Origin of the sequence: uncultured Xanthomonas sp., assembly GCF_964278005.1 — a bacterium.
Classification (GTDB): Bacteria; Pseudomonadota; Gammaproteobacteria; order Xanthomonadales; family Xanthomonadaceae; genus Xanthomonas_A; species Xanthomonas_A sontii.
The window spans coordinates 116,770-134,452 of the sequence record NZ_CAXYKF010000015.1; the positions used below are offsets into that span (position 1 = coordinate 116,770).

The window sequence follows — 17,683 nt, forward strand, 5'->3', positions numbered from 1 at the left end:
GCTCAAGGCGCGTAGAGACGTTGGTAGTCGATGGAGAAGCGCAGCGTCGCGGCGCCGGCCAGCAGTTCGCCGGCGGGGTTGCCTGCGCTCATGCCGGCGTTCCAGGTTTGCGCGATGCCATGGCCGGCGCGCGACGACACCTGCTCGCGGAACCCGTCCAGCGCGACCGTGGCGGCGGTGTAGTCGGCATTGGCCAGGGCGCTCTGTACGCTGTTCAGCATCGCGGCCAGCGGCGCCGCCTCACTGGCGGGCAACTGCGCCACCAGCGCCTGCAGCCGGCTCAGCTTGGCGGCCACCACGTTGGCGGTCGGGCGCAGGTCGTGGAGCACGATGAACTGCGAGAAGCCGCCGGTGGTGCCGCGGGCGCGGACGCTGCCTGGGGCGATCTCATCGGTGATGTCGCGGAAATCGCCGCCCTCCGGGGCCTTGAACAGGCGCAGGGTGCTGTCGGCGGTATAGGCCAGCGCATGGGTGTGCAGCTCCACATGCACGACGCGCCGGAACGTCAGGCCGCCGCTCGGTGGCGGTGTCACCGTGATCAGCAGCGGCAACTGCGACGGCACCTGGCCGGTTTGCGTGCTGGGCAGCCGCGGCAGCAAGGCCGTGACCTGGGCCGGGGTCAGCAGTTCTGCGCTCAGGCCGAGGTTGGCCGGGCTGAGACCGCTGGCGTTGTCGAACTCCAGCGTCAGTTCCGCGAGCGGGTGCGGGCCGGCGCCGATTGCCGCCGTCGCCACATTGCCGCTCACGTCCACCTGCACCGGCAGTGGTTGCGCGGCGAGCCCGCCGCACGCCGCGACGGCGCAGAACAGCAGGCAAACCCTTGCGAACATCGTGTGCATCTGAAACCCCCTGTTGCATGTGCCGGCACTGCGCACCGCGCCTGCGTTCCGCCCGGCACCGCGGCGCGCGGCAGCGGCCTTCGTCCAGATCATACCGATCCGTACGGGTGATGCACGCGGCCCTGGGTGTTTCCACCCACGTGCAGTAGGGGCGATCCCGGATAGGCGCCACCGCGCGGCCGCGTCAGGCTGCAGTCACCCGCCCGTCCCGGGCCCACCAACCGGAGATTCCAGATGCCCATCCGTCGTCCCGCACTCGCCATCGGCATTTGCGCCGTGCTCGCCAGTGGCGTCTTCGCTGGCGGCAAGGCCGAAGCCGCCGCGCATCTGGACAGCCTGCTGGAGTCCAAGCTGGCCAGCACGCCGCTGACCGACGAGTTGCAGATCGTCATCACCTACAAGCAGTCCAAGCCGGTTTCGGCGGCGCAGCTGACCGTGTTGCACGACCTGGGCATCACCCGCGGCGTCAGCATGCAGACCCTGCCGATCGCCGGTGCGCTGGCCACGCCGGAGGAGATCCTGGCGCTGGCCGAGCGCGACGACGTCGCTTCGATCTACTACAACGCGCCGCTGCGCTACTTCAACCAGGACGCGCGCCAGGCCACCGGGGTCGACCGCGCGCAGAGCAATCCGGGCGACTTCGGCCGCACCGTGCCGTACACCGGCCGCGGCGTCGGCGTGCTGATCAACGACTCGGGCATCGACGCCACCCACCGCGACCTGGCCTATGGCGACCGCGTGGTGCAGAACGTGCTGGCCAACACCAACCTGCACAATCTGAACTCGATGCTGCCGGTCACCTACCTGGAGGGCGTGCCGAACACCGACGCCGGTTCCGGCCATGGCACCCACTGCGCCGGCACGGTCGGCGGCAGCGGCGCGCAGTCCGGCGGCAAGTACCGCGGCGTGGCGACCGGCGCCAGCCTGGTCGGCTACGGCTCCAGCGGTGTGCTGCTGGTGCTGGATGCGGTGGGCGGCCTGGACTACGCGGCCTCGCACCAGAACAGCTTCAAGGATCCGATCCGCGTCGTCAGCAACTCCTGGGGTACCTCCGGCAAGTTCGACCCGGCCGACCCGGTCAACGTCGCCACCTACGAGCTGTACAAGCGCGGCATCGTCAGCGTGTTCGCCGCCGGCAACGACGGTCCCAAGGAGGACACCCACAACCCGTATGCGCAGGCGCCGTGGGTGATCTCGGTCGCCGCCGGCAATGTCGACGGCACGCTGGCCGACTTCTCCTCGCGCGGCAAGGCCGGCGAGCGCGATACCTTCACCACCGCCGACGGCAAGAGCTGGACCCACATCAACCAGCCCAGCATCACCGCGCCGGGCGTGGACATCATCTCCACCCGCGCCTCCACCGGCCTGTTGCCGCCGCTGGCCGCGCAGAAGGACGAAAAGCTGATCGCACCGGCGCAGCTGCCGTTCTACACCACCATGAGCGGCACCTCGATGGCCACGCCGCATGTGGCGGGTGTGGTGGCGCTGGTGCTGGAGGCCAATCCGAACCTGACCCCGGACCAGGTCAAGGACCTGATCGAGCGCACCGCCACACCGATGGCGGGACGTGCGTCCTGGGAAGTGGGCGCCGGCTATCTCAACGCCTACTCGGCGCTGCGCGAAGCCAGCAAGAAGTGACAGGATCGGGCGGACGCCAGCGTCCGCCCGATCCGCTGCAAGCGCAGTCGACCGCCGTGTCGGTGCTTGCGATGCAGCCCGGAGGCCGCCGTTCTTCGACCAAATGAAGCGCCGTCCGATCGACTGATGTCGTTGACGTTTTCGCGGTTGCCTTCGATCACGCTGTCGCCGTTCGGCGGCGTGGTCGGCAGCCACCGCGATCCCCCGTGCTGGACGTGCGGGGTTCCACCGCTCCCCGGAATGGCGTCCGGGAATCGGAATGGGCCCCGCACGTCCCGCATTCCTTTCGGCCGCACCGCGCGCCGACGCGCCGGATCGGGCACGCCGCTCCCGCACCCTGTTTTTGCCGCATGTCGGCGCCCTCTGCCTGCAATGCACTCTGTTGCCGTTCCAGCCGCGGTGTTCGCTGGATCGGGTGGCATGCCCCGGCGTGTGGCTCGCCGTGCAGTGCCGACTGCCGCGAGCGGCGACAGGGGAGCGTACCCTCCAATCCCGTGGTAGTTGCATGCGCCGCGGCTGGGTGTTTCCACCTGGCCGGCCTGGGTGCGATACCGGATTGGCCGCGCATCGGCGCGCCCGGCACGCTGCGGTGACCGCCCGCTACGGGCTTCGACGATCCGGAGATTCCGCAATGTCCATTCGCCGTCCCGTTCTTGCCGTGGGTATCTGCGCCGTCCTCGCCGGCGGTGTGTTCGCCGGCGGCGACGCCCTGGCCGCCGCCCATCTCGACCAGGTACTGGAAGCCAAGCTCGCCGCTGCGCCGGCCGGCGACGCACTGCAGATCGTGATCACCTACGATCAGTCCGGGCCGGTCTCGGCCTCGCAACTCACCGCACTGCATGCGCTGGGCATCACCCGCGGGATCACCATGCGCACGCTGCCGATCGCCGGCGCGCTGGCCACGCCGGCCGAGATCCGCGCGCTGGCGCAGCGCGACGACGTCGCCTCGATCTACTACAACGCACCGCTGCGCTATTTCAACAAGGAAGCCCGCGAGCTGACCGGCGTTGACCGCGCGCAGGGCAATCCCGGCGATTTCGGCCGCGCGCTGCCCTACAGTGGCCGCGGCGTCGGGGTGATGATCAACGACTCCGGCATCGATGCCACCCATCGCGATCTCGCCTACGGCACCCGCGTCGTGCAGAACGTGCTGGGCACCACCAACCTGTCCAACGTCGATGCGATGCTGCCGATCACCTATGCAGAGGGCGTGCCCAATACCGACCTCGGCTCCGGCCATGGCACGCACTGCGCCGGCACGGTCGGCGGCACCGGCGCGCAGTCCAACGGCGCCTATCGCGGCGTGGCGACCGGCGCCAGTCTGGTCGGCTACGGATCCGGTGCGGTGCTGCTGATCCTGGACGCGGTCGGCGGTCTGGATTATGCGGCCACGCATCAGTTCAGCTTCAAGGATCCGATCCGCGTCACCAGCAATTCCTGGGGCTCCTCCGGCAAGTTCGATCCGCAGAATCCGGTCAACGTCGCCACCTACGAGCTGTACAAGCGCGGCATCGTCAGCGTGTTCGCCGCCGGCAACGACGGCCCCAACGAGGACACCCACAATCCGTACGCGCAGGCGCCGTGGGTGATCTCGGTGGCCGCGGGCGAGAAGGACGGCACGCTGGCCGACTTCTCCTCGCGCGGCAAGCGCGGCGAGAGCGGCAGCTTCACCATGGCCGACGGCAAGACCTGGACCTATCTCAACGAGCCGACGATCACCGCGCCCGGCGTGGACATCGTCTCCACCCGCGATTCCACCGGCGCGCTGCCGCCGTTGGCCGCGGACAAGGACAGCAAGCTGATCGCCCCTGCGCAACTGCCGTTCTACACCACCATGAGCGGTACCTCGATGGCCACCCCGCACGTGGCCGGCATCGTCGCGCTGCTGCTGGAGGCCAATCCGGACCTGACCCCGGACCAGGTCAAGGACCTGCTCGAACGCACCGCCACCAACATCCCCGGGCGCACGTACTGGGAGGCTGGCGCGGGCTACGTGAATGCCTATGCCGCGCTGTTGGAAGCCAGCAAGCAGCGCAGCGGCTTCGGCAAGACGGTCAATTCCCTGCATCAGTTCTACAGCAATGCGCTGGTGCTGCCCGGCGGCAGCCAGCCGTTCGAGGTGGCGTTCTCGCCGGTGGGCACGCCGCAGACCCAGTCGTTCACCGTCGGCAAGGACGTCGCCTGGGTCAGCGCCAAGGCCACCATCGACGCCAACACCCAGGCATTGGTGCTGACCGATCCGGACGGCGTCAGCCATGGCTCGCCGGTGGCGTTGCCGTTGCTGGGCAGCACGGTCAGTGTCGGTGCGCCGGGCAAGCCGGGCACCTGGACCATCAGTGTGCGCGGCATCGGTTCGATCAGCGGCGTGCCGGTGGCGCCCAAGGGCAGCAACGGCATCGCGGCCCCGGGCACGGTGCGCGGCACCCTGGATTTCCTGCGCAGCGGCGGCTACACCGGCCTCAACGACGTCGCCAGCGGCGACCGCGATCGCGGCGCGGTGGAGTACGCGGTCGGCAACCGCCTGATCGACGGTTACGCCGATGGCTTGTTCCGCCCGCAGAATCCGCTCAAGCGCGCGGAGTTGGCGCGCTATCTGGTGATGGGTGCCGGCGTGCGCCAGGCGCTGCCGGCCACGCCCAGCTTCAGCGGGCTCGGCCGCAACGACCCGGCCTATCCGTTCGCCGAGGCGGCAGTGGGCAAGGGCGGGGTGCTGCGCGACCTGCAGCAGAACCAGGCCGCGGTGATGGGGCTGGTCGCCGGCGATTTCCGTCCCAACGACGCCGTCAGCAAGCTGCAGCTGGCGTATTCGCTGGTGCAGGCACTGGGCCTGCAGACGCAGGCGCTGGCCTTCGACGGCACGCTGTCAGTGAGCTACAACAACCAGCGCCTGCCGATCGAGGACGTGGCGGCGATTCCGAGCAACCTGCGCGGCTACGTGCAGCTGGCGCTGGATGCCGGCATCCTCAATGCGCGCTTCGCGGTGACCCAGGGGCCGCAGGACCTGCAGCCGACCCTGCATGCCTACTTCGATCCGGGCAGCACGGTGTCGCGCAGCGGCTATGCGGTGATCGCCGGGCGCTTCCTCGGCGTCAACCGGCAGGCCAAGGACTGAGGACTGCGGTGACCGCGGCGACAGCATGCGCGCAGGTGCAAGGCCTGCGCCGTGCTGGTTTCCTGCGGTAGGCGTCTGCTGCCGCTACGAGCGCGCCACTGGCAACCCGTTGTTGCCGCGGCTCGGCGGGATCTGTCCTTGCAATGTGTGGGAGCGGCTTCAGCCGCGACGCGGTGTAGCAGGAATGCGCGTCGCGGCTGAAGCCGCTCCTGCAAATGACGTTTCGTCGTTGTTGGAGCTGCCCCGAAAACCGCTCCTACACCTGAGCCTCCCTGATCGCTAGGAGCCCCATAGGCGCGGCATCAGTTTTCCCGCGGATGCACGCTCACCGTCGCGGTCATGCCGGCGGCGAGCAGGGTGCCCTGCGGCACGCTGGCCGGATCGATGCGGATGCGCACCGGCACGCGCTGCGCCAGGCGGATCCAGTTGAAGGTGGGGCTGACGTCGGCCAGCAGCGAGGTGCCGGTCGGATTGTCGCTGTCGGAGATGCCGCGGGCGATGCCCTCGACCTGGCCGTGCAGCATCAGGCCGCCGCTCATCAGGCGGATGTCGGCGCGGTCGCCGACGTGGACCCGCGGCAGCTTGGTTTCCTCGAAATAGCCGTAGACCCACATCGCATCGTCGCGGACCAGCGCCAGGCGCGCACTGCCGGCCTGGGCGTAGTCGCCCACGCGCACTTCCAGATTGGTGATGTAGCCGTCGGCGGTGGCGCGGACCTGGGTGCGCTGCAGATCCAGTTCGGCCAGGTCGAGCGCGGCCTGCGCCTGTTCCACCGATGCCACCGCCTGCGCCTGCGCCGCGGTGGCCTGGCCGCGCAGCGCCGCGCTGCGGTGCACGTCGGCCTGCGCCGAACGCGCGGTGGCTTCGGCGTCCGAGCGCGCTTCGGCGGAGATCACCGCGGCGGCGCGCGCGCGCCGTTCGGCCTGGGCGCGGCGCATCTGGAATTCCGCTTCGCTGGCCGCCTGGGTGGCGGCCGCTGCCGACAGGCTGGCGCCGGCCGCACGCGCCTGCGCCTGCGCGACCGCAAGGTTGGCGCGGGCCTTTTCCAGGGCCAGCTCGTAGCGCTTGCGGTCCACGCTGAACAACAGGTCGCCGCGTTTGACATGCTGGTTGTCGCGCACGGCGACCGCATCGACCAGGCCGGACACGTCCGGCGCGATCCGCACCACTTCCGCGCGCACGCGGCCGTCGCGGGTCCAGGGCGAGAGCATGTAATGGCGCCATAGCGCATGCGCCAGCAGGGCGGCGACCAGCACCACGATGGCGGTCAGGGCGAAACGGATCAGGGCAGGGGTCTTCATGGCGGGACTCACGGAAGAAGGAGCAGGCCGAGCGCGGCGAAGGCGCCGACGTAGACGGCCAGACGGAACAGGGAGGGATGCCAGGCGTAGCGGTACAGGCCGGCGCGGCCGGCGACCGCGTCCAGCGCCCAGGCCACCAGCAGCAGGGCCACGCCCAGCACCAGCAGGCCGGGCACGTACACGCCGGCGATCGAGAGTTCAGCGGGCAGCAGCATCGTCGGCTCCTGGGGTGGCGGTGGTCGGCGCAGGCGTATCGGCCAGCGCGGCGAGAACGGAATCGGCGTCGAGCAGCGCGCCGCGCAGCAGCAACAAGTGCTCGCGGGTGGGCTTCCAGCGCAGCGGTACCGCGCCTTCCACCTGGCTGGCGGCCAGCGCTGCCTCCACCCGCTGCAAGGCGTGCCGGTGCCGTTGCGGACTGGGATCGAGATACAGGTCGGCCAGCGCCTGCACGGCGGCCTCCACTGCGGTGGCCAAAGCCGGCGGCAGTGTGCCTTCGGCCGCATCGCGGCGCAGTTCGACCAGGGTGCGCCCGGTTTCGTGCACCGACAGCGCCCAGCCGAGCAGGTCGCGCAGTTCGTCGCTGCCCGGCGGGGTGTGCGCGACGATCTGCTGGAACAGGTCGCGGTTGACGCTCTCCAGTTGCAGCGCCAGCCCCGTCAGCGGCGCACGCGCGGCCAGCGTGGTCTGCCGCCGCAGCCGCTCCAGCAGGCGCCGGCGCTGCCAGCGGGTGCCGATCACCGGCGGCACGAATACGAACGTCGCGCTCACCGCCAGCGTCCCCAGTAGCAGCGGCACCACGCTGTTGAAGGTGGCCGCGGCGTTGAAGCTTGGCGTCGGCTGGACCGCCAGGATCGAAACGAAGGCCAGGTTGGCGCCGGTGGCGAAGCCGTACAGCGCCGGTTTCGAGGCCAGGTACAGGGTCACCAGCAGGAACGGCAGGGTGCCGGCGACGAACAGCACATAGCCGTCCATCTGCGGCAGCACCAGCAACTGGCAGATCACGCCCAGTACGATGCCGAACACGAACCCCTTGAACAGCGAGCGCGCGGCAGCGGGCGCGTTGGCGCTGGACGACAGGATCGCGCTCAGCGCCACCGCTTGGAACACCGCCGTGGCACCGCTGATCCAGCCGGCCTGGATCCACAGCCAGCACATCGTCGCCACCAGCAACGCGCTGCGCAGCGCGGTCAGTGCGGCCGCGGCGTAGTCGTTGCCGCGCACGAACACCGCGGTGTCGCCGCGGTCCTGCGGCGTGCGCCACTGCTGCGGCGCGACCAGGGTCGCCTCGGTGGCCACATAGTCGTGCAGGTCGGCGAAGAACCGCTGCAGCAGCGACACGCCGGTGTCGAATCCCTCGTGCCGTGCCGCCGGCAGGGTCGCACGCGCTTCGGCCGCACGCGTCGCCAGCGCATCGCGGCACGCCGCCAGCTTGCGCGCGGTCGCGGCTGCGCCCTCGCGTCCGCCGCGGTCGCTGAGCGCGGCCTTCAGCGGCCGATACAGGCCGATCAGCGCCTCGGCCACCTCCGCATCGCCGCTGCGCAGCAGCCGGTTGATGTAGTGGTGCAGCGCCTGGAAGCTGGTCGACACCGCCATGAAGCGCTGGTTGAGCAGGCGCAGGCGGCCGCTGCGCACCCGTGCCTCCGGATCCTCGAACACCACCGAACTGCGCAGGTCCTCGATGGTCACCGCGTCGCGCACGAAGCGCAGGTGCGCCTGCTCCATCGCCTCGCGCGGCAGCTCCCCGCCGGTGGCGTCGCGGACGAAGTCCAGGAAGCCGTCGGACGCACGGCGCACGGTATCGCGCAGGGTCTGGCGCAGCCGGCTGGGAAACACCACGTCGCTGACGATGCCGGTCACCAGCAGGCCCAGCACCACCTCGGTCACCCGCGCCACCACCAGGTTGAACACGTTCTGCGGCTGGTTCACCGCCGGCAGCGCGATCAGCGCCACCGTGTAGCCGGACAGCACGAAGGCATAGGCCTTGAAGTTGCGGTAGAGCAGCGCGCCGCCGGTGCAGGCGCCGATCCACAGCGACAGCGCCAGCACGAACAGCACCGGCTCCTGCGGGAACAGCGCCACCATCGTCAGCGCGGCGACGCTGCCGATCAGCGTGCCCAGCACCCGGTAGAAGCCCTTGGCGAAGACCATGCCGGTCTGCCGGTGCATCACCACCACCACGGTGATCATCGCGGTCATCGGCGAGGCCAGGTCCAGACGCAGCGCGATCCAGCCGGCCAGATAGATCGACAGCAGCGTGCGCAGCACGAACAGCCAGGCCTCGCCTTCGCCGCGCAGGGCGTCGGCCAGCAGGGTGCGCAGGCCTGGCGCTGCCTCGGCAGCGGCGGCGTTGGGGTGTTGCGCGCTCATGCGGCGTCCTCGACCCCGCGCAGCAGGGTCTTCAGCAGCGCCTGCAACTGCGCCAGCGCCGCCGGATCCAGATGCTGCACATACGTGTCGAGCTGGGCGGAGAGGTCGGGGATCAGCGCCTCGATCAGGCGCTCGCCGGCCTCGGTCAGGCGCAGCAGCAGCATGCGCCGGTCCTCGGCACTGGGCATGCGCTGGATCAGGCCCTTGTCGACCAGCTGACTGGTCAGACGGGTGATGTTGGCGGACTTCTCGCCCGCCGCGTCGCTCAGCTGGGACGGGTTCAAGGTTCCGTCGGGGCTGGCGTCGATCATCATCAGCACGTTGTATTCGGCGTAGCTCAGGCCATAGGGCCGCAACACCTCGTTGCTCTGGTCGAGGCTGAGCTTGTGCAGCAGCTTGATCAGCCGCAGGACCAGCGCGGCTTGCCGCGGGAAGTGCGGATGCTTGCGGGCGGTCACGTCCAGGCGCTGCTCGGTGGCGGCGAAGCGACTCATACGCGGCTCGATGGTTTGTACATGTGTAAATAATACATTTATGTATTAATTTTGCGGTAACGCCGGCTGAACGCGGCCCGCTGAAGGGGGGAGTCCAGGAAAAACGCGCGGACAGCCCTGCGCCGAGAGCGCCGTGCGTTAGCGTGCCGCGCGGTAGGTCGAAGAAGCGCCTGTGTCCGGTGAAGCGCAGGTCGACGCGCAGGCGCGTTCCGCGCCCGGGAAGCCGGGACGTCGCGTTCGAGAGAGAGAGAGAGCGGGGCAGGTGGCGCCTCAGCGCCACCGCCGGGTCAACGCAGCACGCCGTCCAGGCCGGGCGCGGGCGAGAGCATGTTGCGGGTGTCGATCTCGAAGCTGCGCGGCTTCTTGTCTTCCGGCGTCGCGGCGATGCTGCCCTTCAGGGTGTACTCCAGGCTGCGGCGGCCGGCCAGGGCGTCGGCGACGGCCATGCGCGCGCTCGAGCTGGGCTTCAGCGCGACGCTCACCACGTCCGCCGTCTCCGGGCCGATCGAAATGCCGGGCGCGGCCTGCAGGCTGCCGGCCGCTTCGCCGCCCACGCCCAGGTCCAGGCGCAGGGTGTCGTAGCGCATCGGAATGCTGCTGTAGTTCTGCAGGCGCAGGTCCACCTTCCAGCTGCCGTCCATGTTGACCGTCAGTTGCTGCACGCTGGCGGCCGGGTCGGACACACGCCGCACGATGCCGTCGCTGCAGGCGCCGAGCAACGCGGTGCACAACACGAGCAAGCCGAGGCGGAGCGGGTGACGCATGGGCGGAATCCACGGAAAGGAAGACCGGCGAAGACTACACCACACCCCTGTCTGCCGTGGTGGCGCAGCGATGGCGAGCCTCCCCCGGACTGCGCGGGCTGCGGAAGCTGGCGGCATGCCGGCGGTCGCGCGCGTGACGTGACGTGACGCAAGGCGGACAGCGGACACGCTCTATTGGCGCCTTCGCTTGGTGTCGAGCGCTTCCGCCACTGGAATGGCAGGCCCGCCCAACCTAGCTGCGCGATGGCGTCGTCCACGTCGTGCCATCTGCCGTCAGCCCTCAATCCGGCATGCGGCCGGCCTGTGGGCCGGCCATTACCCCGTTCCGTCATGCCATCCACCTCCGTTGCTGCTTCTCCGATCGCCCTTGGCGCAGCAACGCACCAGATCATCCAGGCTGACCCGCACGTGCCTGCGGACGTTCAGGTACGGCGGAATGACCGCGGCTGGCCGGGCGTCCGGTCGCTGTCCTCGGCGATCCGGCCGGCGGCCATCATCAAGGCGTCCCTGCCGTGCGCCGGCCGGATGCCGAGGACGTGTCCAGCATCGCGTGCCCTCGGATCGGACGCAGTCGGCGCAGGCCGCGGCGGTCGGTAGGAAAATTCTGCAACATTGCGCTTGCCCAATCCCGATCACCTCGCTATGATGCGCGTCCTCGCACCGGTCCTGCCGCGTTGCGCAGTGGCCGAGTAGCTCAGTTGGTAGAGCAGGGGATTGAAAATCCCCGTGTCGGCGGTTCGATTCCGTCCTCGGCCACCATTCTTTCAGGGCTTGCAGCAATGCAGGCCCTTTTCTTTTGCCGCGAGGGTTTGCGGCATCTGCATGCCTTGGCGGTGTGTTGTGCTGCCTTGGTCGCCGTCGTCGAAGGTGGCGTACGGCGTCGCCATTCGGCGTCAGGGCCGATCTCCCGCGCTGTGCAGATTTCCGCATGCGCGAGGCCTGTTGCGACGGTCCTTTGCCCTGATCGGGTGTGAAGAAGGTGTGTCCACGTCCGTAGACAACTGCGCCCAGTTCACGGTTTTTCGGGATCTTCCGCTCAATCAATGGCGCTGCCTGTCGTAATCATAGGCACGGGCAATCGGGGGAACCTGCCAATGACCAGCGGATTCGGACGGAGATGTGGCGGCGTGGCCCTGCTGTTGGCCATGGCCGGCAACGCCGTGGCAGCCCCTTCCCACCGGACCGAGCATGCAGGCGAGCAGGGCGGTCCCGGTGCGGATGCGCCCTACATCGAGCAGGTCGGTTCCGAGTGCGTGATGGTCAATACCTACCTGCAGCGGCGCGACGGGGTGGTCGAGCGCGTGGTGCTGCGCGAGCCGGTGCAGTGCGCCAGCCGGCCGGACCAGCGCTCCATGGCCGATCTGAGCAACTGACCGCCGCGCCATGACGGCCGGCGTCCCGCGCAGCGCTTTACATCACTGCGCCGCTCCTGCATAAGCTGCTGCTTCCCGTCCATCGGAACCTGCGCATGCGTCTTTCGCCGATCGCGCTGCTGTTGCTGGCGTGCCTGTTGTGCCTCGCACCGCCGCTGCGCGCCGCGCAGCCGGTGAGCTCGGTCGCCGCGTTCGATCTCGGCCGTTATGCCGGGCAATGGCACGAGATCGCGCATCTGCCGGTTTCCTTCCAGAAGAAATGCGTCGGCGACGTCACCGCGGCCTATGTGCTGCGCGACGACGGTCAGGTCGGCGTGCGCAACGCCTGCCGCACCGCCAGCGGCGACACGCTGGCGGCCGACGGTGTGGCCCGGCGGGTGGAGGGCCATCCCGGGCGGCTGCAGGTGCGCTTCGCGCCGGATTGGCTGGCCTGGCTGCCGATGGTGTGGGCCGACTACTGGGTGATCGCGCTCGACCCGGATTATCAATGGGCGCTGATCGGCGAACCCGGACGCAAGTACCTGTGGGTGCTGTCGCGCTCGCCGCGCATGCAGCGCAGCGTGTTCGAGGGCATCAAGGCCAAGGCGGTGGCGATGGGGTACGACCTCGACCCGCTGCTGGTGGTCGCGCCGCTGGACTGAGTGGGCGCTGCCGGCGCGTCGTTGCGGGCGGATCGGTGTCACATGGGCGACAGGCGCTGAGGATTGGGCCATCGCTGGGACTTTGCCGCGCGCTGTACGACGCTTGGGGCAGCGACTTGCAGTTCGCTGTGGCCGGCTGCTTCCGCCGGCGGTGGCTGGCGCCCTGGAAGATGTGCCTTGGCGCCTGCTGTCTGGCAGTGCATCGTGCATGCCGGGTGACGCGTCGCAGGCCACCGTGTGGGACGGATGCTGCAACCGCTCGGCGTCAGCCGGGAAATGCCGTCAGTGCCGCGGCCAGCAGGTCTGCGCTGTCGCCGTCGCGCAGCGCCTGCAGGGCGTTGCGGCCATCGGCCAGGCGCACCTCCCGCAGCCATTGCGACAGCGTCGCCAGATCGCTGCCGCAGCCGTTCCAGGCCACGCAGATGGTGTCGCCGACATTGTGCAGGTCGGCGTGGTTCAGATGCTCCAGGGTGCCGTCATACGCCAGCCAGGCGAGTGCGCGTTGCGCATCCTCCGGTGCGCCATAGGCGGCGCCGTCGATCAGCGACAGCAGGTCGCTGCTGTCGGCGCGCCGCCCGGCCCGGCGCCGTTCGGCGCGACGCATGCCCTGCAGGATCGCCTTGATCCTTTCTTCGTGAATGCTGTCGGTCATGAGCGGCGAGGCGATGCGGGTGGACGGGTCACTCTGCGCGCTCGGCACGCAGTTGCAGTTCGCCGTCGGCCAGGCGTGCGCGCAGCCGATCGCCGGGCGCCACCTGGGCGGCCGAGCGCACCACGCTGCCGTCGTCGACGCGGGTCAGGATGCTGTAGCCGCGCGCCACGGTCGCCAACGGGCTGACCGTCTCCAGGGCGCGCGCCAGTGCGCGCAGGCGCTGTGCATCGGTCTGCAGTTGCCGCGCCATCGCCGCCTGCGGACGTCGGCCCAGCGCCAGCAGGCGCACCCGCAGCATCGCCAGCCGCCGTTGCGGCTGCGCGGCGCGCAGCACCGCGGCGGCATGGCGCAATTGGGCATGCCGGCGTTCCTGCTGTTGCCGCCACACCGCCGCCAGCCGCCGTCCGATCTCGTGCTGGCGGCGCTGCAGCAACTGCAGGCGCACCTGCGGGCTCTGTGCCTGCAGGCGCAGCAGGGCGCGGTCGGCGCGTTGCTGCGCTTGCCGCAGCCGGTGCTGCTGCCAGCGCAGCAACGCGGCATGCTGGGAGCGCAGGCGCGCGCCGAGATCGCGCTGGTCGGGGACCAGCAATTCGGCGGCGACCGACGGGGTGGGCGCGCGCAGGTCGGCGGCGAAATCGGCCAGGGTCACGTCGGTCTCGTGGCCGACGGCCGACACCACCGGGGTGACTGCCGCGGCGATGGTGCGTGCCAGGTGTTCGTCGTTGAACGCCCACAGGTCCTCCAGCGAGCCGCCGCCGCGGGTCAGCAGGATCGCGTCGTAGCGGCCGCTGGCGTCGGCCTGGCGCAGCAAGGCGGCAATCTGCGCCGCGGCGCTTTCGCCCTGGACCAGGCTCGGCAGGATGTCCACCTGCAGCAGCGGCATGCGCCGGCCGAGCACGCTCAACACGTCGCGCACCGCGGCGCCGCTGGGCGAGGTGATGACCGCCAGGCGCCGCACGAAGCCGGGCAGGGCGCGCTTGCGCTCGCTGGCGAACAGGCCTTCGGCGGCGAGCCGGGCCTTGAGCTCCTCGAACGCCCGGCGCAACGCGCCTTCGCCGGCTTCCTCCAGATGGTCCAGCACCAACTGGTAGTCGCCGCGCGCTTCGTACAGGGTCAGGCGCCCGCGCGCCAGCACCCGCAGGCCTTCGCGCGGCACGAACCGCAGCCATTGGCTCTTGGGCTTGAACATCGCGCAGCGCACCTGCGCGCGCGCATCCTTCAGGGTGAAATAGAGGTGGCCGGACGACGGGCGGGTGACGTTGCCCAGTTCGCCTTCCACCCAGGCCAGCGGAAAGGTGCTCTCCAGCAGGTCGCGGGCCAGCGTGTTGAGCTGGCTGGGGCTGAGGATCTGGTCGGCGCGATCGGACATGCGGGCAGTGCAGGGCGTACGGGCGCCTATCCTCGCACGTCGGCAGCTGTGGCCGGCTGCGTCGACTTGGCTGCATGCCGGGCCAGCGCCCACTGCACGTGCTCGCGCACCAGCGGCGAGGGATGCTGCGCGCGCGCGCCTAGCGCGGCCAGTACCTGTGGCGTGGTCGGCGCGTTGCCCAGCGCCACTGCCAGATTGCGCAGCCAGCGCTCGTGACCGCTGCGGCGGATCGCGCTGCCTTCGGTGCGGCGCAGGAACTCGTCTTCCTCCCAGGCGAACAGCTGCGCCAGCGTGGCCTTGTCCAGATCGTTGCGCGCGCGGAAGTCCGGCTCGTCGCTGCGCTTGGCGAACTTGTTCCAAGGGCAGATCAGCTGGCAGTCGTCGCAGCCGAAGATGCGGTTGCCGATCGCCGCGCGCAGTTCCTCGGGAATCGCGCCGTCGTGTTCGATGGTGAGGTAGGCGATGCAGCGGCGCGCATCGAGTCGGTACGGCGCGACGATCGCCTGGGTGGGGCAGACGTCGATGCAGCGCGTGCAGGTGCCGCAGTGGGCGCTGGCCGGCGGGTCGATCGGCAGCGGCAGATCGACGTAGATCTCGCCGAGGAAGAACCAGGAGCCGCCGTTGCGGTCGATCAGGCAGGTGTGCTTGCCGATCCAGCCCAGGCCGGCGTCGCGCGCCAGCGCGCGTTCGAGCACCGGTGCCGAATCGACGAACACGCGGTGGCCGAACGGGCCGATCTCGTCCTGGATGCGCTCGGCCAGCTTCTGCAGGCGGTTGCGCATCAGCTTGTGGTAGTCGCGGCCCAGCGCATAGCGCGCGACGTAGGCGCGCTCGCCGTCGCGCAGCGTATCCCAGGCCGAATCGTCGTCGTTGCGGCCGTAGTCCAGGCCCACCGAGATCACCCGCAGCGTGCCGGGGATCAGTTCCGCCGGGCGCGAGCGCTTGTCGCCGTGCTGGGCCATCCAGTGCATCGTGCCGTACAGGCCCTGTTGCAGCCAGTCGCGCAGATGCGCCTCGTCCTGCTGCAGTTCGATGCCGGCGATGCCGCAGCGCTGGAAGCCGAACGTGCGCGCCAGCGCGCGGATGCGCGCGGCCGCGGCGTGGGGATCGGCGATGTCGAGACGGGCGGACATCGCACAAGTATAGAATCCCGGGCATGCACGACTGCTTCGATCTCTATGCCACCGCGGATGCGCGCCGCATCGATGCGCAGGCCACCGCGCTGCTGGGCGGCGACGGCTACACGCTGATGCAGCGCGCCGGCCAGGCCGCGTGGCAGACGCTGTTGCAGTGCTGGCCGCAGGCGCAGCGCATCCTGGTGGCTTGTGGCAGCGGCAACAACGGTGGCGATGGCTACGTGCTGGCGCGGCTGGCGCATCGCGCCGGGCGCCAGGTGCGTGTGCTGCAGTTGTCCGGGCGCGGCCCGCAATCGCCGCTGGCGCAGCGCGCCTGCACCGACTACATCGGCGTCGGCGGTCGCATCGAGGAGTTCGACGCGGCACTGGCGCCGGCCGACGTGGTGGTCGATGCGTTGCTCGGCATCGGCCTCAATCGCGCGCCGGACGCCGAACTGGCGGCGCTGCTCGGCGCGCTGGGCGGACTTGGCGCGCCGGTACTGGCGCTGGATGCGCCCAGCGGCGTGGACGCCGAAACCGGAAGCGTGCCCGGCGCAGTCCTGCCGGCGACGCTGACCTTGCAGTTCATCGTCGCGCACGCCGGCTTGCATACCGGTGCGGCCTTGAACCATGTCGGCGAGCGCGCGCTGGCGACGCTGGAGGTGCCGCCCGCCGCATTCGCCGACTGCGCGCCGCGCGCACAGGCCTGGACCGTCGGCGCCTTGCGCCGCCATCTGGCGCCGCGCCGGCAGGACAGCCACAAGGGCGACTCCGGGCATGTGCTGTGCGTCGGCGGCAATCTCGGCAGCGGCGGAGCGGTGATGCTCAGTGCCGAATCGGCCCTGCGCAGCGGCGCCGGCCTGGTCAGCGTCGCCACCCGTGGCGCGCACGTGGCGCCGCTGCTGGCGCGTTGCCCGGAGGCGATGGCGCATGCGGTCGACGAGGCGGCGGCGCTGGCGCCGTTGCTGCGCAAGGCCAGCGTGGTCGCGCTCGGGCCCGGGCTGGGCCAGGACGATTGGGCGCAGGCGCTGTGGCAGACGGTCCTGGCCGATTCGGACCGCGCGCTGATCCTGGACGCCGATGCATTGAACCTGCTTGCGCAGGCGCCGCGGCCCGTCCCGCAGGCGGTACTGACCCCGCATCCCGGCGAGGCCGGGCGCCTGCTCGGCATCGCCACCGCCGAGGTGCAGCGCGATCGCTTCGCGGCCGCTGCGGCCTTGGTCGAACGCTACCAGGCGACGATTGTGCTGAAGGGGGCCGGCAGCCTGGTCGCCGCGCCGGGGCAGACGCCGCGGGTGATCGCCGCCGGCAATCCGGGCATGGCGGTCGGCGGCATGGGCGATCTGTTGACCGGGGTGGTCGCGGCGCTGCGCGCGCAGGGCCTGTCGGCGTTCGAGGCGGCCAGCGTCGGCGCACTGCTGCATGCCGGCGCCGGCGATCGCGCGGCTGCCGCGGGCCAGCGCGGGTTGCTGCCGACCGATCTGTTGCCGGCGCTGCGGCGCCTGTCCAATCCGGAATCCGAATCATGAGCCTCAGCTTGTTCCTGCCCGACAGCGAGGCCACCGAACGGCTCGGTCGCGCGCTGGCCGCGACCCGCCCGACGCAGGCCGCGGTGCATCTGCACGGGGATCTGGGTGCCGGCAAATCGACCCTGGCACGGGCGCTGCTGCGCGCGCTCGGGGTGCAGGGCGCGATCCGCAGCCCCACCTACACCCTGGTGGAGCGCTACCCGCTTGCCGATGGCGAGGCCTGGCACCTGGATCTGTACCGCATCGGCGCGGCGGGCGAGCTGGATTTCCTCGGGCTGGACGAGGGCGGGGCCACGCTGTGGCTGGTGGAATGGCCCGAGTGCGGCGGCGACGTGCTGGCGCCCGCCGATCTGGACGTGCGCCTGGCCGTGCACGGCGACGGGCGCCGTGTCGCCCTGCAGGCACGTACCGATGTGGGGACCGCCTGGCTGGCGCAGCTGGCCCAGCAGGCCGACTTGCAGGGACTTTTTGCCGGCTGACGCTAGAAAG

15 protein-coding genes and 1 tRNA gene are annotated in these 17,683 nt (G+C 70.4%); 7 read left to right on the plus strand and 9 right to left on the minus strand.

Annotated elements, in window-relative coordinates; all coding sequences use genetic code 11:
* Positions 1–2: 2 nt before the first annotated feature.
* Entirely contained in the window at positions 3–830 is an 828-nt protein-coding gene (locus ACHWVH_RS08995) for a DUF6689 family protein (protein WP_223875751.1), read from the minus strand.
* Positions 831–1,073: 243 nt separating this feature from the next.
* Here ACHWVH_RS08995 and ACHWVH_RS09000 point away from each other — a divergent pair, with 243 nt between their 5' ends.
* Together ACHWVH_RS09000 and ACHWVH_RS09005 are read left to right on the plus strand one after the other, a co-directional pair.
* Positions 1,074–2,477: a S8 family serine peptidase gene (locus ACHWVH_RS09000; protein ID WP_017912698.1), complete on the plus strand. Its 1,404-nt coding sequence runs from the start codon at positions 1,074–1,076 to the stop codon at positions 2,475–2,477.
* 631 nt (positions 2,478–3,108) lie between these two features.
* Positions 3,109–5,589, plus strand: coding sequence for a S8 family serine peptidase (locus tag ACHWVH_RS09005; protein ID WP_394687014.1), 2,481 nt, complete (start codon positions 3,109–3,111; stop codon positions 5,587–5,589).
* Between the two features lie 302 nt (positions 5,590–5,891).
* Here ACHWVH_RS09005 and ACHWVH_RS09010 read toward each other — a convergent pair whose 3' ends face one another.
* The 5 genes from ACHWVH_RS09010 to ACHWVH_RS09030 all read right to left on the minus strand — a co-directional run bounded on the left by ACHWVH_RS09010 (position 5,892) and on the right by ACHWVH_RS09030 (position 10,515).
* A complete protein-coding gene (locus ACHWVH_RS09010; protein WP_153750320.1) occupies positions 5,892–6,890 on the minus strand; it encodes an HlyD family secretion protein in 999 nt (332 codons plus the stop codon).
* A gap of 8 nt (positions 6,891–6,898) precedes the next feature.
* A complete protein-coding gene (locus ACHWVH_RS09015; RefSeq protein WP_017911897.1) occupies positions 6,899–7,105 on the minus strand; it encodes a DUF1656 domain-containing protein in 207 nt (68 codons plus the stop codon).
* Positions 7,089–9,257, minus strand: a complete 2,169-nt coding sequence (locus tag ACHWVH_RS09020) for an FUSC family protein (RefSeq protein WP_394687015.1) — start codon at positions 9,255–9,257, stop codon at positions 7,089–7,091. The genes ACHWVH_RS09015 and ACHWVH_RS09020 overlap by 17 nt, the downstream gene beginning before the upstream one ends.
* Entirely contained in the window at positions 9,254–9,751 is a 498-nt protein-coding gene (locus ACHWVH_RS09025) for a MarR family winged helix-turn-helix transcriptional regulator (RefSeq protein ID WP_017909053.1), read from the minus strand. Before ACHWVH_RS09025 ends, ACHWVH_RS09020 begins: the two co-directional genes overlap by 4 nt.
* Before the next feature lie 287 nt (positions 9,752–10,038).
* A complete protein-coding gene (locus tag ACHWVH_RS09030; RefSeq protein ID WP_017909054.1) occupies positions 10,039–10,515 on the minus strand; it encodes an LEA type 2 family protein in 477 nt (158 codons plus the stop codon).
* Between the two features lie 683 nt (positions 10,516–11,198).
* Between ACHWVH_RS09030 and ACHWVH_RS09035 the strand changes: the two genes are divergently transcribed.
* From ACHWVH_RS09035 to ACHWVH_RS09045, 3 genes are all read left to right on the plus strand, one after another.
* Positions 11,199–11,274 (plus strand) — tRNA-Phe (locus ACHWVH_RS09035).
* 335 nt (positions 11,275–11,609) lie between these two features.
* A complete protein-coding gene (locus ACHWVH_RS09040) occupies positions 11,610–11,888 on the plus strand; it encodes a hypothetical protein (RefSeq protein WP_394687016.1) in 279 nt (92 codons plus the stop codon).
* A 95-nt stretch (positions 11,889–11,983) separates the two neighbouring features.
* Positions 11,984–12,529, plus strand: coding sequence for a lipocalin family protein (locus ACHWVH_RS09045; RefSeq protein ID WP_043092287.1), 546 nt, complete (start codon positions 11,984–11,986; stop codon positions 12,527–12,529).
* A gap of 265 nt (positions 12,530–12,794) precedes the next feature.
* On the opposite strand, the gene ACHWVH_RS09050 is transcribed toward ACHWVH_RS09045, so the two are convergent.
* From ACHWVH_RS09050 to queG, 3 genes are read right to left on the minus strand one after another with little or no spacing between them, the layout of a single operon-like run.
* Positions 12,795–13,181, minus strand: coding sequence for a hypothetical protein (locus ACHWVH_RS09050; RefSeq protein WP_152235990.1), 387 nt, complete (start codon positions 13,179–13,181; stop codon positions 12,795–12,797).
* A gap of 28 nt (positions 13,182–13,209) precedes the next feature.
* Positions 13,210–14,550: an exodeoxyribonuclease VII large subunit gene (xseA, locus tag ACHWVH_RS09055; protein ID WP_394687017.1), complete on the minus strand. Its 1,341-nt coding sequence runs from the start codon at positions 14,548–14,550 to the stop codon at positions 13,210–13,212.
* Between the two features lie 26 nt (positions 14,551–14,576).
* Positions 14,577–15,683 (minus strand): tRNA epoxyqueuosine(34) reductase QueG, encoded by a 1,107-nt coding sequence (queG, locus tag ACHWVH_RS09060; RefSeq protein WP_394687018.1) that lies wholly within the window; start codon positions 15,681–15,683, stop codon positions 14,577–14,579.
* 23 nt (positions 15,684–15,706) lie between these two features.
* Here queG and ACHWVH_RS09065 point away from each other — a divergent pair, with 23 nt between their 5' ends.
* Both ACHWVH_RS09065 and tsaE read left to right on the plus strand, forming a co-directional pair.
* Complete coding sequence (locus ACHWVH_RS09065) at positions 15,707–17,194, plus strand: NAD(P)H-hydrate dehydratase (protein ID WP_394687019.1); 1,488 nt, start codon at positions 15,707–15,709, stop codon at positions 17,192–17,194.
* Positions 17,191–17,673, plus strand: a complete 483-nt coding sequence (gene tsaE, locus ACHWVH_RS09070; RefSeq protein WP_394687020.1) for a tRNA (adenosine(37)-N6)-threonylcarbamoyltransferase complex ATPase subunit type 1 TsaE — start codon at positions 17,191–17,193, stop codon at positions 17,671–17,673. The genes ACHWVH_RS09065 and tsaE overlap by 4 nt, the downstream gene beginning before the upstream one ends.
* Positions 17,674–17,683: the final 10 nt, after the last annotated feature.